Origin of the sequence: Leisingera aquaemixtae (assembly GCF_019801145.1) — a bacterium.
Taxonomy (GTDB): domain Bacteria; phylum Pseudomonadota; class Alphaproteobacteria; order Rhodobacterales; family Rhodobacteraceae; genus Leisingera; species Leisingera aquaemixtae_A.
Map to the genome: position 1 here is coordinate 460,187 of NZ_JAHVJQ010000003.1, position 14,795 is coordinate 474,981.

General features: G+C 65.4%; 13 protein-coding genes. 10 read left to right on the forward strand and 3 right to left on the reverse strand.

The features are described 5' to 3' along the window. Positions 1 to 13 precede the first annotated feature (13 nt). The 3 genes from KUW17_RS09650 to KUW17_RS09660 all read right to left on the reverse strand — a co-directional run bounded on the left by KUW17_RS09650 (position 14) and on the right by KUW17_RS09660 (position 3,792). Positions 14 to 1,036: a hypothetical protein gene (locus KUW17_RS09650; RefSeq protein WP_222478417.1), complete on the reverse strand. Its 1,023-nt coding sequence runs from the start codon at positions 1,034 to 1,036 to the stop codon at positions 14 to 16. An 80-nt stretch (positions 1,037 to 1,116) separates the two neighbouring features. Next, entirely contained in the window at positions 1,117 to 2,505 is a 1,389-nt protein-coding gene (locus KUW17_RS09655; protein WP_222478419.1) for a short-chain fatty acyl-CoA regulator family protein, read from the reverse strand. A 75-nt stretch (positions 2,506 to 2,580) separates the two neighbouring features. Continuing rightward, entirely contained in the window at positions 2,581 to 3,792 is a 1,212-nt protein-coding gene (locus tag KUW17_RS09660) for a multidrug effflux MFS transporter (protein ID WP_222478421.1), read from the reverse strand. A 176-nt stretch (positions 3,793 to 3,968) separates the two neighbouring features. On the opposite strand from KUW17_RS09660, the gene KUW17_RS09665 reads away from it, so the two are divergent. The 10 genes from KUW17_RS09665 to KUW17_RS09705 all read left to right on the forward strand — a co-directional run bounded on the left by KUW17_RS09665 (position 3,969) and on the right by KUW17_RS09705 (position 14,664). Then, positions 3,969 to 6,737 carry a hypothetical protein gene (locus KUW17_RS09665; RefSeq protein WP_222478423.1) on the forward strand — a complete coding sequence of 923 codons (2,769 nt, stop codon included), beginning with the start codon at positions 3,969 to 3,971 and terminating at the stop codon, positions 6,735 to 6,737. Further along, a complete protein-coding gene (locus KUW17_RS09670; protein WP_222478425.1) occupies positions 6,734 to 7,114 on the forward strand; it encodes a hypothetical protein in 381 nt (126 codons plus the stop codon). Before KUW17_RS09665 ends, KUW17_RS09670 begins: the two co-directional genes overlap by 4 nt. 9 nt (positions 7,115 to 7,123) lie before the next feature. After that, positions 7,124 to 8,338 carry a hypothetical protein gene (locus tag KUW17_RS09675; RefSeq protein WP_222478427.1) on the forward strand — a complete coding sequence of 405 codons (1,215 nt, stop codon included), beginning with the start codon at positions 7,124 to 7,126 and terminating at the stop codon, positions 8,336 to 8,338. A 169-nt stretch (positions 8,339 to 8,507) separates the two neighbouring features. Next, entirely contained in the window at positions 8,508 to 10,040 is a 1,533-nt protein-coding gene (locus KUW17_RS09680; protein ID WP_222478429.1) for an acyl-CoA carboxylase subunit beta, read from the forward strand. A gap of 79 nt (positions 10,041 to 10,119) precedes the next feature. Next, the gene (locus KUW17_RS09685) at positions 10,120 to 10,560 is read left to right on the forward strand and encodes a hypothetical protein (RefSeq protein ID WP_222478431.1); all 441 of its coding nucleotides are present in this window, start codon (positions 10,120 to 10,122) and stop codon (positions 10,558 to 10,560) included. Then, entirely contained in the window at positions 10,557 to 11,051 is a 495-nt protein-coding gene (locus tag KUW17_RS09690; protein WP_222478433.1) for a DUF6497 family protein, read from the forward strand. Before KUW17_RS09685 ends, KUW17_RS09690 begins: the two co-directional genes overlap by 4 nt. 214 nt (positions 11,052 to 11,265) lie before the next feature. Then, a complete protein-coding gene (locus KUW17_RS23335; protein WP_260015408.1) occupies positions 11,266 to 11,400 on the forward strand; it encodes a hypothetical protein in 135 nt (44 codons plus the stop codon). 69 nt (positions 11,401 to 11,469) lie between these two features. Further along, positions 11,470 to 11,814 carry a hypothetical protein gene (locus tag KUW17_RS09695; protein ID WP_222478435.1) on the forward strand — a complete coding sequence of 115 codons (345 nt, stop codon included), beginning with the start codon at positions 11,470 to 11,472 and terminating at the stop codon, positions 11,812 to 11,814. A 472-nt stretch (positions 11,815 to 12,286) separates the two neighbouring features. Next, positions 12,287 to 12,490: a hypothetical protein gene (locus tag KUW17_RS09700; RefSeq protein WP_222478437.1), complete on the forward strand. Its 204-nt coding sequence runs from the start codon at positions 12,287 to 12,289 to the stop codon at positions 12,488 to 12,490. Between the two features lie 128 nt (positions 12,491 to 12,618). Then, positions 12,619 to 14,664 (forward strand): acetyl/propionyl/methylcrotonyl-CoA carboxylase subunit alpha, encoded by a 2,046-nt coding sequence (locus KUW17_RS09705; protein ID WP_222478439.1) that lies wholly within the window; start codon positions 12,619 to 12,621, stop codon positions 14,662 to 14,664. Positions 14,665 to 14,795 lie beyond the last annotated feature (131 nt).

Sequence of the window (14,795 nt, forward strand, 5' to 3'; positions counted from 1 at the left end):
CTTTTCGTCTGGCCTAGCTGCCGCCGGTTTCCGGAATTCTCGCAATGAATTCCGAGAGTTTCTTCCATGCAGCAATGTCTGCTTGCTCGGGATCATCTGCCCGGTGCTCGGGCTTTCCGCCTTCCAGCACGGGAGCAAAGGCTGCTGCGGCAAGTTTCAGATCCGCATCGCTGCCGATCCGGCAGGTGTCGCCTGCGGGCTGCTGTGGCGGAGAATCCAGCTTCTGGCCGATCCGCGCTTCAACCCAGGCGAGATCATCAGCGTTTGCAGAGATGATGCCGGCGGCCAGATCCGGGCATAGTTCAAACCGCGGGCCGGGCAGCTCCATCAGCGCATTGACGATCCTGCGGTCTCTTCGGACAAGGGCGGGCGTGCCAAGCCGGATATCGCTGTTCCGGCGGTAGCAGGAAATGAGAGCCAGGGCCGTTGCCGTCATGCTGATGTTTCGGGTTTCATGGGCACCCGTGACCGGCGCTAGGCCGGCCCAGTCCGTGAAATCCTGCACGACGTCTCCCCCGATGAAACCGCTGGGCGCATAGACGCGCAGCCGGACGTTTTCCGGTCCGAAGACGCGGTCAATTGTCTCAAAGCGGTTCCGGTATTCAGGCCACCGGGGTGCGAATTTCGCTGCGCCTGTCTTGATGTCTTGCTGCAGAGAGCTCCGGAGGTAGTCTGCAGGCGGGCGCACATAGGCATAGACAGCGGTTTCCTTGAAATGCGGGCTGAACCGGTCGCGCATCCGTGTCAGTGCCGCTTCGCCTGCTATGGAAAACCACTCCGCAGACAGAATGAAGGTATCCTCCGGCCGGTTGCGCAGCTGGCGCCTGACCCGCATTTCCAGTTTCTTGCGTTTTTCCGCCAGGTCAGCTGCGCTCAGCCCCTGCTGTTTGAAGGCAATGTACTGCTCCGGTTGATCGTCAAACAGCATTCTGCAAGGTGCCGAATGGTTCGGACGGCCAAGCCGCATGGCATGGGCACCTTCAGACTGTCCGGCGGCGAGCGCAGCTTGAATGGAGGTGGTGCCGGTCTTGTGCATCCCGGCGTGGATAATCAAACGTTTCCTGCTGCGCGGCGGCATTGGTCAGACCTCGTTCCTGCAATCAGTCGTGCAGTGCATCAGTTAACCTCATAGGGCAACACGCCGCGCTGGTCGGTGTTGATGGTCAGCCGCCGCTCCAGCGGCGGCACCGAGCGCTGGTGGCAATCCTTCCTCTCGCAGATCCGGCAGGAAATGCCGATCGGCTCATAAGCGCTGTCTTGGTTCACATCCAGCCCGTCGGCATAGACCAGCGCATCGGCATGGCGCACCTCGCACCCCAGCGCAATGGCATAGCGGCGCACTGGCGCGCCGAAGGAACCGCCCGGCTTCGACACATCGCGGGCCAGCGAGATATAGCGCACCCCGTCCGGCGTCTCCGCCAGCTGGCGCAGGAACCGGCCCGGGGTCTCGAACGCCCGGTGCACGTTCCACAGGGGGCAGGCGCCGCCAAAACGGGCAAACTGCAGCCGCGTGGCCGAGTGCCGCTTGGTGATGGTGCCCGCCTGATCCACCCGCACGAAAAAGAACGGCACCCCCTTGGCGCCGGGCCGCTGCAGGGTCGAGAGCCGGTGTGCGATCTGCTCGATCGAGGCGCCAAAGCGGATCGCCAGCAGCTCCAGGTCATGGCGGCAGGCCTGCGCCGCCTCCAGGAACCGCCCGTAGGGCATCAGCGCCGCGCCCGCAAAATAGTTGGCGAGGCCGATCTTGGCGATGGCGCGGGCCTCCTCGCTCTGGAACTTTGCAAAGTCCAGCGTCGCCTCCAGCAGGGTGTTCTGCCGCAAAAGCGCCACCTGCAGCAGCATCTGGAACAGCTGCGTCTGCGGTGCGGAGCGGTTCGACAGATGCAGCACCTGCGCCTCGGCGTCGTAATGGCGCAACCCCTCCATCTCGGTCTGGCGCACCTTGATGCCGCCGCGCTCCAGCTCGGCGATGGCGGCGGCGCGGATGTCGCTGGTGGCGGCAAAGCGCTCCGCCGCGTGGTCCACCGCGTCGATGTAGTTGTCGCAGTAATGGAAGAAATCGCGCACTTCCTCCCAAGGCGACGCCTGAATGCGGGCATCCTCCCGTCCCAGCGCTTCATCCAAGGAAGCCAGGCGTTCATGGGTCTGCCGGTAGGCCCGGTGCAGCGCCAGAAAGGCCCGCGCCAGCGCCGGGGCGTTTGACGCCGTGAGGCGCAGGTCCGCCAGGGGCGGCGCATCATCGGCAAACACCGGATCCGCCATCGCCTCGCGCATGTCGCTGACCAGCCGCTCGCTGTCGCCCGCGCTCAGCTCGGTCACATCCATGCCGAACTCCTGCGCCAGCGCCAGCACCACCGTGGTCGACACCGGGCGGTTGTTGTTCTCCATCTGGTTCAGATAGGGCAGGGAGACGCCCAGCTTGGCGGCGAAATCCTTCTGCGTCAGGTCCAGCCGCTGCCGCATCTCGCGCAGCTTGGCGCCGGCGTAAAGTTTCTGGGTGGCCATGGGGCGCGCCTTTGCAAATCCATTTTCTGCGAATGGTATAATTGCAAACCCGTACCCGCAAGCCTGTGGCCGGGATTATGCGCCGATCTGACGCTCCCGCAGCACCACCAGCAGGATCGCAATCAGCCCGCACAGGGCGGTTCCGAACATGATCGCCAACAGCGGCACCGCGGTTGACCCCGGCACTAGCAGCATCCCCGCAAAGGCGCTGAGCGCGGCACCCGCGCCGATCATGATCGCGCCGCTGAGGCCCGAGGCGGTGCCCGCCAGATGCGGCCGCACCGAAATCGCGCCGGCGGTGGCATTGGGGATCGCCATGCCGTTGCCCAGGCCGACAAAGCACATGAGGCCGAAGAAGGTGAACACGCTGTCTGCGCCTGCCACCGCGACCAGCAGCGACAGCAGCACGCCGCCGCCATTGATCACGCAGCCCCACAGCACCATGCGGTTGACCCCCAGCCGGGTGGAATACCGCCCCGACACGAAATTGCCGGCGAAATACCCCACCGCAGGCGCCGAGAACCAGACGCCCAGCTCCGCGGTGCTGAGGCCGTAGACCTCGGTGCCGACAAAGGGCGCGCCGCCCAGGTAGGCAAAAAACGCCCCTGAGGAGAGGCCGGAGGACAGCGAGTAGCCCCAGAACCGGGGCGAGCGCAGCAGCTCCGGGTACTCGCGGAACTGCGCCACCAGCGTCTTGCCGCTCTTGTGCGCGGTCTCGCCGAAATCGGTGAAAGTGATCAGCAGCGTCGCCGCGCCAACCAGGAACAGCAGCCAGAAGTTGGCGGTCCAGCCCATCCACTGGTCCAGGAAGCCGCCGATTGCCGGGCCGATCATCGGCACCACCGCCATGCCCATGGTGACATAGCCGATCATGCTGGCGGCCTCGTTGGTGTCATACATGTCGCGCACCGCGGCGCGGCTCAGCACCATGGTCGCGGCCACCGCTGTCTGCGCCACCCGGAACATCAGGAACAGCTCCGCTGTCGGCGCATAGATGCAGCCCAATGTGGCCAGCAGGAACAGCACGATGCTGCCCAGGATCACCGGCCGCCGCCCCATCTGGTCGGAAATCGGGCCGACAAAAATCTGCACCACCGCATTGCCGGCCAGATACAGCGCCACCGACAGCTGCATCACCCGGTAGTCGACCGCATAATACTCTGCCATCCCCGCCAGCGACGGCAGGTGCAGGTTCATGCCAAGCGCCGACAGGCCTGCCAGCAGGATCAGGGTGAAAATGCGCGGAGGCGTCCGCTGGCCGGCGGCCCGGGTATCATATGTGGACATACCATCCGGTTAGAGCAGTCGGCCCGCGTTGTCCATCAGTCCTCTGTGCGGCGGCGCACAGGGGTGACGCCGCGTCAAAAGTTCCTTGCGTGAAAAACAAGGCGTCTCCTATGGTTGGTCAGGCAATAGATTTTTGTGCGTTTTCAAGGCCGCCCCAAGCCCGGATGAGGTGACAAATGGCCAATACCCCAGACCCGCTTGCCAACAACCCGGCCGTCCGGCAATGGGCCGAACGCTTCTATACGGTCAAGGCCTGGGCCATGCCGGACCTGCCCGGCGGCGGCGATGAGGCCGCGGAGCAGCGGCGCGCGGCCGCGCTTGCGGCGCTTGGCAAGATCGCCATCCCCGCCGCGCTCAGCTCCGGCGCGCGGCGCAGCCTGGCAGGCGGGCGCAAGGCGCTGAAGAAGGAAATCCTCAGCGCCGGCGCGGCAGAGGCCTTTGACAAGATCGACAATGATATCAAAGAGCTGGAAACCCGGATCGCCTCGCAGCTGGGCGTCGCCGCCGCCCGGGCCAAGGCGCAGGCAGCCCTTGCCGCAGCAGAGGACAGGTTCAAGGCGGTGCGCGACAGCCTCGATCAGGGCGCCTTCACCCATCTGGAGGGGCTGATCAAGGCGGCGCAGAAAGCGATGGCAGCGGCGGTCTCCGCCAGCGACTTCGAGGCGGTGGAAGCTGCGGCCAAGGATGCCGCCGCCAAGGCGGAGGACGCCAATACCTACGGCCGGTTCTTCGACAGCTGGACCCGCGGCACCCTGGCGCTGATTGCAGCGATGAACGGCGGCGCCAAGGACGCCGCCGAGGCCGACCGCAGCGCCCGGATGAAAACCGCCGCAGGCCATTCCAAGGCGGGGGACTTCGGCGCGGCAAAGGCGGCGCTGGAGGGCTGGAAGGCCAACCTCGGCGACGGGGGCGACCTTGCCAAGGCGCTCAGCTTTGACGCCAAACTGGCGGAATACATGGCAACCGCCCATGACCGCTGCGAATTCATCCTCGCCAGCGCGGTGCCGGATGCCGGCAGCTACCGCAACCATCTGAAGAACGCCAAGAAGAAGGCCTACAAGGAGCAGAAGTTCACCGAGGCCGAGGCGCTGGTGCAGGAGCTGATGGATTACAGCTCCAAGGACCGCGGTGCGCTGGCCCGCTACATGCGCAGCTTCGACGGCTCTCTGCGGGCCGACAAGGGATTCCGCGATGCGCTGGCGGCGGCGGATACCAAGCAGGAGTTCAAGGGCGCCAACAACCCCTCAGGCGCGATGGCGGATCTCAAGGCCTGGGAAAAGGCCAACAAGGCGCTGATGCGCAAGAGCCTGTCCAAGCAGATCGTCAAGGCATTGGCGAAGAAGTACGAAGCGCTGAGCAAGGTGCTGGCAGACCCGGAGCTGAGCGACCTGAAAGACACCTGGGACAGGCACAAGGCGCTGGCGGATGCGGACAACTTCGACAAGGACGCCGGCGCGCCGCAGTACCACGCCAAGCTCGACCAGCTGTTCAAGCTGGAGAAGGTGGTGGACGAGCGTCGCGAGATGGCGCTGATCCTGCAGCGCTATCCGGCCGCCGCGGCCTACGGTTTCCAGAACCCGGTCGCGGATGCCCTGACTGCGCAGAAATACCCGGAGGCGGTGGCCGCGGTGCCGGGCGCTCTGGCGCTGCTGCGCGCGATGCCCGCCTATCTGGACACCCGGCAGGCCGCACAGGACCTGCTGGCGGCGCTGCCCGGCGGTGCGGATGGGCTGACCGGCCCGCTGGACGCGGCAATTAAGGCGGCGGAGGCTACTGCGCGCGGCGGCGATCCGGCCAAGGCAGCGGCGGATCTGCAGGCAGTGCTGGACGGTACCGATTACCTGGACATGGTGCTGGCGATGGCCGACTACCGCGCCAAGCTCGCCAGGGTCGAAAAGGAACACAGCCGCACCAAGGCATACCTCAAGCTGCCGGAGGCCGAGGCCGCGCTGGATGCCTCGCTGAAGACCGCCACGGACCGGGCGGACAACGACAGGGAATACGGCGACGCCTTCCTGATGCTGGACGCGCATCAGAAGCTGCTGGCAGAGGCCAAGCCGATGGCGACGGCCCGCTATCAGGTGCAGGGCATCCTCAAGGCGCTGAAACGGGCCGGCGCGTCCCAGGATGAGCTGGACGCCTTTGAAGTCAAGGTTTCAGCGGCAGAGGCCGAGGCAAAGATACCGGATTTTGCCAAGGCCAAATCCGCCTTTGACCAGGTCCGCAAGGAGCTGGAAAAGCTCAGCGCCGAGGCGGCGGAAGCTTATGAAATGGTGGACGGAGTTGACAGCAACGCTGGCCACTCGCTCGACCGCCACGGCCCCGGTGTCAGCGACGAGGACCTGATCATCCGGCTCAAGACCGGCAAGCCGCCCAATGCGCACTCCGATGATGAGCGCTCCTATACCGGAGCCTCATCCAAGTTCCACAGCCCGCAGGACTGGCTGGCGGGCCGCGAACTGGCGGCGCAGGCGGCGCTGGCCAAGGGCATCGATATCGGCGAAAAGGAGATGGACGTCTCCGGAGATCCGCTGACCTGGCCGGAAGAAAACGCCGATTTCACCGTCGAGCACGGCCGCCCGATCGACAAGGCCTATATCGGCCACAAGAAACACGTCCGCATGGATGAGGAGCCGGTCCCGGACAAGACCTATGAAACCTTCGAAGAGGTCGAGGGCCTGACCCGCGCCTATGTGAACTTCATCTGGGAGCCGGAGAAGCTGCCGGATGAGACGACGGACCATCCCAACCCCGGCACGCACCATGCCGGGGAAAAAGCCCAGGACAACGCCGACTACGTCGAGAAATACAAAACCCGGCACGGCGGCGCCCCGGCCAAGATCCCGGGGCGCTGGGTGATGATGCAGCAATACCCGGTCGCCGACGGCTGGGACAATGAAACCAAGACCTACACCAGTGGCAATCCGGACAATATGATCCCATGAAGATACGCAAGGAACTGATTGAAGGCTACACGCGGCTCCTGACCATGGGCCGGGCGGTCAACGCGCCCGATCCGATGGCGGATCTGGCGCAATTCGACGCCGACATCCGCGCCATGCACAAACGCGCCCACAAGGAGGGCAACCTGGACTGGCTGCGCCTGGCGCTGGATTCGCTGATCGCCAGCCCGGGCGGCCGCATCAGCCAGTTTGCAGGCCAGCAGTACCCGTTCGACGACGCGGAACTGGCGGCGCTGTTCCGCCGCGCCTACGGGATGATCTGGCCGGATCAGCCGCTCTCCGAACCGGGGGAGGAGGCCGATCTGGAGTTTGCCGAGATGAGCGCAGAGGAATGGGCCGCCGCCACCGGCGCCAGCTAGGAGGATGCCATGCCTGACCAGGCTTTTGACGCCGACGCCGTCCTGAAACTGCTGAAGAAGTCCAAGGCGTCCGGCAACGAACTGCCCTTTGCCTTCGGGCTTGCAGGCAAGCCGGAAAACTGCGGCCTGATGGTCGACCTGCGCAAGCCCGGCAAGGTGCTGCGCGGCGATCTAAAGAAGATGCCTGGCATCAAGAAAACCTGTTTCGGCACCCTGCGGGTGGAGGAGAACGAGGTCTTTCTGCAGCCGGAGAAGCCGGTGAAGGGTATCGTCAAGCAGCTGAAGAAGCGGTTCAAGGCCGAAGGCATGGTCAAGTTCAAGCCGGTGCTGGTCGGCCCCGACGGCAGCATCATCGACGAGGACAGCCTGCCGGATGACGACGCGGAAGAGCTTGAAACCAGCGCGCCTGCGCAGGCAGAGGATGGCGCCGCCGCCGCTCTGAAACAGCGCATCGCCGCCGCTGCGGAGGCGGTGAAGGCGCTGGGCAACCCGGAGCTTGCGGGCAAGCTGGCGCCGGAAATCAAGGCTAGCGCCAAGCTGCTGGGGCAGGGCGACCACGACGGCTGCGCCGCGCGCATCGCCCGGCTGGAGGCGGCGCTGGCCAAGCTGCAAAGCCAGCCCAAACCCGCCTCGGCCGATGCGGAGCAGGCGGCCAAGCTCTCCAAGCTGCTGGCGGCGCAGGCGGCAAGGATCAAGGCGCTGCCGCCGGAACAGGCGGCGCCGCTGGCCGAGCAGGCCCGCGCCGTTGCGGCCAGCCTCAAGTCCGGCGCGCTGCCGCAGGCCGCAGAGGGCCTGAAGGCGCTGATCAAGGCGCTCGACGCCCCGGCAGGGACGGAGACGGAGGCGCCGCAGGCGGACGTGATGGAAATCTGGCAGGCCGCCAAGGAGCAGGTGGACGGCGGCATCTCCGAATTGCAGGCGGCGCTGCGGTCGCAGAACCACCCGGTGCTGGCGCAAATCGCCGATGCCGGGCTGGCCGGAGCCACCGACGGCAACCAGACCGCGCTGATGAAGGCCCTGTTTGAGATGAAATCCGCCACCGGCGAGGCCCGCAAGGCAGCAGCCCAGGCGCTGCTGGCGCAAATTGCCGCGTATCTGAAGTTCCTCAAGGACGACCCGGTGATCGCCCTGGTGGAGGACAACCCCTTTGGCATCTCCGCCCCGGTGAAGGCGCCGCTGACCAGCGCCCTGCGGCAGATGGCCGAGATCGCCAAGGCTGCCTGACCCGGCCTCTCCGGCCCCGCAAAAAGGGGCCGGACGCCATGCCTGGATTTTGCTGATTTACAACTTTGCTAACCTCATATGCAAACGGTTTGCAAATTTGCGAAAATTACCTTTGGCTCAGCGCCCGCGCAATATATGGTCCCGGTGAAATCTACAGGGGACATGAGCCATGAAAGACATCCTTTCCGAGCTGGAAGACCGCCGCGAGGACGCGCGGCTGGGCGGCGGCCAGCGCCGCATCGACGCACAGCATGGGCGCGGCAAGCTGACAGCCCGCGAACGGATCGAGCTGCTGCTGGACGAGGGCAGCTTCGAAGAGTTTGACATGTTCATCTCCCACCGCTGCACCGATTTCGGCATGGAAAACAACCGCCCGGCCGGTGACGGCGTGGTTACAGGCTGGGGCACCATCAACGGCCGCCAGGTCTATGTGTTCTCCCAGGACTTCACCGTGCTGGGCGGCTCGGTCTCGGCCACCCACGCCCAGAAGATCTGCAAGATCATGGATATGGCGGTGCAGAACGGCGCGCCGGTGATCGGCATCAACGACTCGGGCGGTGCCCGTATCCAGGAAGGCGTCGATGCGCTGGCCGGCTACGCAGAGATTTTCCAGCGCAACATCATGGCCTCCGGCGTGATCCCGCAGATCTCCGTCATCATGGGGCCGTGCGCCGGCGGCGCGGTCTATTCGCCCGCGATGACCGACTTCATCTTCATGGTCAAGGACACGTCCTACATGTTCGTGACCGGCCCCGACGTCGTGAAAACCGTGACTAACGAGGTGGTGACGGCTGAGGAACTGGGCGGCGCCTCCACCCACACCCGCAAATCCTCCGTCGCCGACGGCGCCTTTGAAAACGACGTCGAGGCGCTGGCAGAGGTCCGCCGCCTGGTCGACTTCCTGCCCTTGAACAACCGCGAAAAACCGCCGGTGCGCCCGTTCTTCGACCAGCCCGGCCGGATCGAGGAAAGCCTGGACACCCTGATCCCGGAAAACCCCAACAGCCCCTACGACATGAAGGAGCTGATCACCAAGGTTGCAGACGAGGGCGACTTCTACGAGATCCAGGAAGATTTCGCCAAGAACATCATCACCGGCTTCATCCGGCTTGAGGGCCAGACCGTCGGCGTCGTCGCCAACCAGCCGATGGTGCTCGCGGGCTGCCTCGACATCGACTCCAGCCGCAAGGCCGCCCGTTTCGTGCGCTTCTGCGACTGTTTCGAAATCCCGATCCTGACCTTCGTCGACGTGCCGGGCTTCCTGCCGGGCACCTCCCAGGAATACGGCGGTGTCATCAAGCACGGCGCCAAGCTGCTGTTCGCCTACGGCGAAGCCACCGTGCCGAAGGTCACCGTGATCACCCGCAAGGCCTATGGCGGCGCCTATGACGTGATGGCCTCCAAACACCTGCGCGGCGACTTCAACTACGCCTGGCCGACGGCTGAGATCGCGGTGATGGGCGCCAAGGGTGCCACCGAGATCATCCACCGCGCCGACCTTGGCGATGCGGACAAGATCGCGGCCCACACGGCGGACTACGAGGACCGTTTCGCCAACCCCTTCGTGGCGGCCGAACGCGGCTTCATCGACGAGGTGATCATGCCCCAGTCCACCCGCAAACGGGTCAGCCGCGCCTTTGCCTCCCTGCGTGGCAAGCAGCTGAAGAACCCGTGGAAAAAACACGACAACATTCCGCTGTAACGGCGGAGGTTGCCGGGGGGGCTGTCTGCCCCCGCACCCCCGAGGATATTTTTAGCCTGATGAAGAGGAAACCGGGAGCTTGACCCGCAGCTGTTGGCATATCACCCGCACGGACAGCAGCCTGACGCTGTCGCGCCGCGTGCCTGCACGTTTCGACGTGGCGGCGGAAACGGTGCTGCCCGCGGGTGATCCCCTGCGGCTGGCGCATCAGATCCGTCAGGACATGTGGCGGCGGCTACAGTCCCTGCGCGGCTTCTCCCCGGTTGTTGAAATCACTGCCCTGGGTCACGGGCAGGCGCAGGGGCTGCGGGTGCGCGCGGGCGGCCAGGTGACGGGCCGGGTGCCCGCCAATGCTGCTGCGCAAATCACTGAAGTTCTGGAAAATCCCGCCTGCCGTGCCCGCTGGGTCCGCCATGCCGCGCGGGGGCAGGCGCGCACGCTGCGCGATTCCCGTGCAGATGCGAAGGATTCGCATAGATTCGCGGCAAAAATTGACATGGAGGCCGAATCAGCGTCATGATCCGCGCCAGCCGATATCAGACAGCGCGCGCCACTTGCGCAGCGCCTGCAGCTCCGGCCGGAGGAGCCTGGTTCGCCAGGGGCCGGGGCTGCGGATATCTGGCCGCCATCCCCTTTGCCTTCTGTGCCCTGGCCGCCGCAGCGGCGGATGCGATTGCGGTGCCCTCGGGCCAGACCGTGACGCTGGCAGAGGTGCTCCTGGACGACGCCCCCGGCCAGCCTGGGGAAACCTGGGCGCGGTTCCGCTTCCTGGCGCCGCAGATCGCCCGCGGAACCGGCACTGTCAGCTATGAGACGGCGGCCCCCGACATGGACCACCTCTGCGGCGCCATCGCGCTGCCTTATCTGGCCGAGCACGGGCTGGCGCCTGCGCGGGTGGTGATCTCGCTCTCCGACCGGATGGTGCCCTTTGGCGCCCAGGACCCCGCTGCGACGCAGTATTTCGAAGCTTACCGCCCCGAGGGCGCGGCCTGCATGTGGGAGGCTTTCTGATGCATCCACAATATCTTGCGGACCATGAGCGGGACCGGCGGATTCTTGCGGCATTGCAGCCACAGCGCCGCCGATTGCAGCGATTTGCATGTGACTTGGCGGCAAACCCGGCTATCCTTGGCGCGGGCAGTCACAAGGCTGCCTTCGCATTGAGGTTGAGGCACGCGGACGGCGCAGCCGCCGCAGGTTTCACACATTTTATCAGGAGACAGAAATGTCCAAGAGCATCAAGCTTCTCGCCCTGGCCGGCCTGCTGGCCGCCGTCACCGCCTGCGCCCAGCAGGAAGAAGAATTCGTCGTTGTCGAGCCGGTCTCCGAAGAGCCGGTATTCACCGGCAAGTACAACTAATCACTTCAGGGGTCCGGCCCTGCGGCCGGCCCCCGCCGCCCCGTGGGGTGCCGGACCGGAGGCACCCAAATGCTGAAACACCGCGGGTTCCCGGGCCGTATGCCCGGCACTGATTTCCAATTCACCATCCGCCGCCCCAACCCCAAGGGGGTGACGCCGCTGATCCGGCGCGAGCGCTTCCGCGACCGCAAGAACGTCGACAAGCGTGTCGACCAGATGTTCATGCAGTCCCTGTGGGAGCATTTTGGCGACCAGCCGTTTGAGCGCGGCAACCTGGATGCAGGCCGCCTCAGCTGGCTGTTCGGCCGCGAGGTGGTCCCGGCCGAGGATCCGTTTGATCCCGAAAGCTACGAGGCGCTGCTGGTCATTGACGAGGCGGTTGCCCGCGCCTCTTTCCCGGAAGCGTTTGACTGATGGCGCGGCCCCGGACGCATATCAGGGTCCAGGCGGCGCGGGTCTGTGCGCGCGGCCTTGCCCGGCGTCCGGGGCGCCGCTGTGCGGCCCGGCTGGCGGCCACCCGCAATTTCGGCGTGAACTTGCACACGGCCATTCCGGTTCAGCAGGAATCTGCCCAAATCCGCGGCGTTGGATTTCACGGGCTTACAGGGGCATCCGCAGAGTGCATCGTGGGTCAAGCAGCGCAGCCACGCTGCTGTGCCGAGCATCTGTTCCGGCCCCTTCGCCTGAACGGGCAGGTTCGCGACCCCATCCGCGGCCTGCCCGTCTTTTACCCCTTTCAGGCACCGGCGGAAGCTTGCCGTATGCCCCCCCTGATGCGGCAAGCGTCCGCCGAACCGGCAGCCGGTTTCCATGCAGCGTTGCGCGGGGCTTGCAAGCCTGCAATTCCGGCCCGGACAAAAGCGTCCCCGGAAGAAGGATACTGGACATGCGGGCAAAAACTCTCATCGCGGCGCTCTCGCTCTGCGGCTTCGCGGCGGCTTGCGGCGACACCACCGGCGAGCGCGTCGTTTACGGTGCAGGCGCAGGCGCTCTCGGCGCCGCGGTGCTTGATGCCAACCTGGTCACCGGCGCAGCCGTCGGCGTGGCCGCAAACCTGGTCTACTGCCAGCAAAATCCCCGCAAGTGCTGAGGCCCCGGCCGCAGCTCTGACCCTCCGGTCCGCAGGGGCCGCACATCATATCGCGCAAACGCCGTGCCCGGGTTTCCCCCGGGTGCGGCGTTTTGCATTCCGGAATACCAAGGAACAAGGGACTGCCTATGTTTGATAAGATCCTGATCGCCAACCGGGGCGAGATCGCCTGCCGCGTGATCAAAACCGCGCGGAAAATGGGTATCAAGACCGTTGCCATCTACTCCGACGCCGACAAGCAGGCTCTGCATGTGCAGATGGCTGACGAAGCAGTCCACATCGGCCCGCCGCCCGCCAACCAGTCCTATATCGTCATCGACAAGGTGATGGAGGCAATCCGCCAAACCGGCGCGCAGGCGGTGCACCCGGGCTACGGCTTCCTGTCCGAGAATTCGAAATTCGCCGAGGCGCTGGAGGCCGAAGGCGTTGCCTTCGTCGGCCCCCCGAAAGGCGCGATCGAGGCGATGGGCGACAAGATCACCTCCAAGAAAATCGCCCAGGAGGCAGGCGTCTCCACCGTGCCCGGCTACATGGGCCTGATTGCAGATGCCGACGAGGCGGTGAAGATCTCAAATGAGATCGGGTATCCGGTGATGATCAAGGCCTCCGCCGGCGGCGGCGGCAAGGGCATGCGGATCGCCTGGAACGATGAAGAAGCCCGCGAAGGCTTCCAGTCCTCCAAGAACGAGGCTGCGAATTCCTTCGGCGACGACCGGATCTTCATCGAGAAATTCGTCACCCAGCCACGCCACATCGAAATCCAGGTGCTCTGCGACAAGCACGGCAACGGCATCTACCTGGGCGAGCGCGAATGCTCGATCCAGCGCCGCAACCAGAAAGTCGTGGAAGAGGCGCCGTCGCCGTTCCTCGACGAGGAGACCCGCAAGGCGATGGGCGAGCAGGCCGTCGCACTGGCCAAGGCGGTGGGTTACTCCTCTGCCGGCACCGTGGAATTCATCGTCGACGGCGACAAAAACTTCTATTTCCTGGAAATGAACACCCGCCTGCAGGTGGAGCACCCGGTCACCGAGCTGATCACCGGCGTCGACCTGGTGGAGCAGATGATCCGCGTCGCCGACGGGGCGGAGTTGCCGCTGCGCCAGGAGGATGTGAAGCTCACCGGCTGGGCCATCGAGAACCGCCTCTATGCCGAAGATCCCTACCGCGGCTTCCTGCCCTCGATCGGCCGCCTGTCGCGCTACCGCCCGCCGGCGGAAACCGCCGCAGGCCCGATGCTGGTGAACGGCAAATGGCAGGGCGACGCCCCCGCAGGCGAGACCGCGGTGCGCAACGACACCGGCGTCTATGAGGGCGGCGAGATCTCGATGTACTACGACCCGATGATCGCCAAGCTGTGCACCTGGGCGCCGACCCGCGAGGATGCGATCGACGCCATGCGGACCGCCCTCGACAGCTTCGAGGTGGAGGGCATCGGCCACAACCTGCCGTTCCTGTCGGCGGTGATGGACCACCCGAAGTTCATCTCCGGCGACATGACCACTGCCTTCATCGCTGAGGAGTACCCGGACGGCTTCGAAGGCGTCGAGCTGCACAGCGACGACCTGCGCAAGATCGCTGCCGCCTGCGCCGCGATGCACCGGGTTGCCGAAATCCGCCGCACCCGCGTGTCGGGCCGGATGGACAACCACGAGCGCAAGGTCGGCACCGACTGGGTTGTCACCTTGCAGGGTCAGTCCTTCGCCGTGGTGATCGACGCCGACCGCGAAGGCGCAACCGTCAACTTCGAGGGCGGCGGCAGCTACCGCGTCACCTCCGACTGGACCCCGGGCGACCAGCTGGCCACCGTGAACGTGAACAGCGAGACCCTGGTGCTGAAGACCGGCAAGGTGACCCAGGGCTTCCGCATCCGCTCCCGCGGCGCCGACCTGCAGGTCAAGGTGCGCACCCCGCGCCAGGCCGAACTGGCCGCGCTGATGCCGGAAAAGGTCGCGCCCGACACGTCCAAGATGCTGCTCTGCCCGATGCCCGGCCTCATTGTGAAGGTCGATGTCGAAGTGGGGCAGGAAGTCCAGGAGGGCCAGGCGCTCTGCACCGTCGAGGCGATGAAGATGGAAAACATCCTGCGCGCCGAGAAGAAGGGCGTGGTGTCCAAGATCAACGCAAGCGCCGGCGACAGCCTGGCGGTTGATGAAGTGATCATGGAATTCGAATAATGCAGCTTGGGGCAGGCACATATGCACGCGGGCAGGCGGGTTTTCCCGCCTCCGCAGCCGTGCCTGCCCCGCACCGCATGGTGCCGTGCACCAAATCTTCAGTTTTTTCTGCGACACTGGTGCCGTTTGAC

Coding starts and splice junctions, on each gene's coding strand:
- KUW17_RS09650 (WP_222478417.1), bottom strand. CDS start 1,036: ATGCACAAGACCGGCACCACCTCCATTCAAGCTGCGCTCGCCGCCGGA.
- KUW17_RS09655 (WP_222478419.1), bottom strand. CDS start 2,505: ATGGCCACCCAGAAACTTTACGCCGGCGCCAAGCTGCGCGAGATGCGG.
- KUW17_RS09660 (WP_222478421.1), bottom strand. CDS start 3,792: ATGTCCACATATGATACCCGGGCCGCCGGCCAGCGGACGCCTCCGCGC.
- KUW17_RS09665 (WP_222478423.1), top strand. CDS start 3,969: ATGGCCAATACCCCAGACCCGCTTGCCAACAACCCGGCCGTCCGGCAA.
- KUW17_RS09670 (WP_222478425.1), top strand. CDS start 6,734: ATGAAGATACGCAAGGAACTGATTGAAGGCTACACGCGGCTCCTGACC.
- KUW17_RS09675 (WP_222478427.1), top strand. CDS start 7,124: ATGCCTGACCAGGCTTTTGACGCCGACGCCGTCCTGAAACTGCTGAAG.
- KUW17_RS09680 (WP_222478429.1), top strand. CDS start 8,508: ATGAAAGACATCCTTTCCGAGCTGGAAGACCGCCGCGAGGACGCGCGG.
- KUW17_RS09690 (WP_222478433.1), top strand. CDS start 10,557: ATGATCCGCGCCAGCCGATATCAGACAGCGCGCGCCACTTGCGCAGCG.
- KUW17_RS23335 (WP_260015408.1), top strand. CDS start 11,266: ATGTCCAAGAGCATCAAGCTTCTCGCCCTGGCCGGCCTGCTGGCCGCC.
- KUW17_RS09695 (WP_222478435.1), top strand. CDS start 11,470: ATGCTGAAACACCGCGGGTTCCCGGGCCGTATGCCCGGCACTGATTTC.
- KUW17_RS09700 (WP_222478437.1), top strand. CDS start 12,287: ATGCGGGCAAAAACTCTCATCGCGGCGCTCTCGCTCTGCGGCTTCGCG.
- KUW17_RS09705 (WP_222478439.1), top strand. CDS start 12,619: ATGTTTGATAAGATCCTGATCGCCAACCGGGGCGAGATCGCCTGCCGC.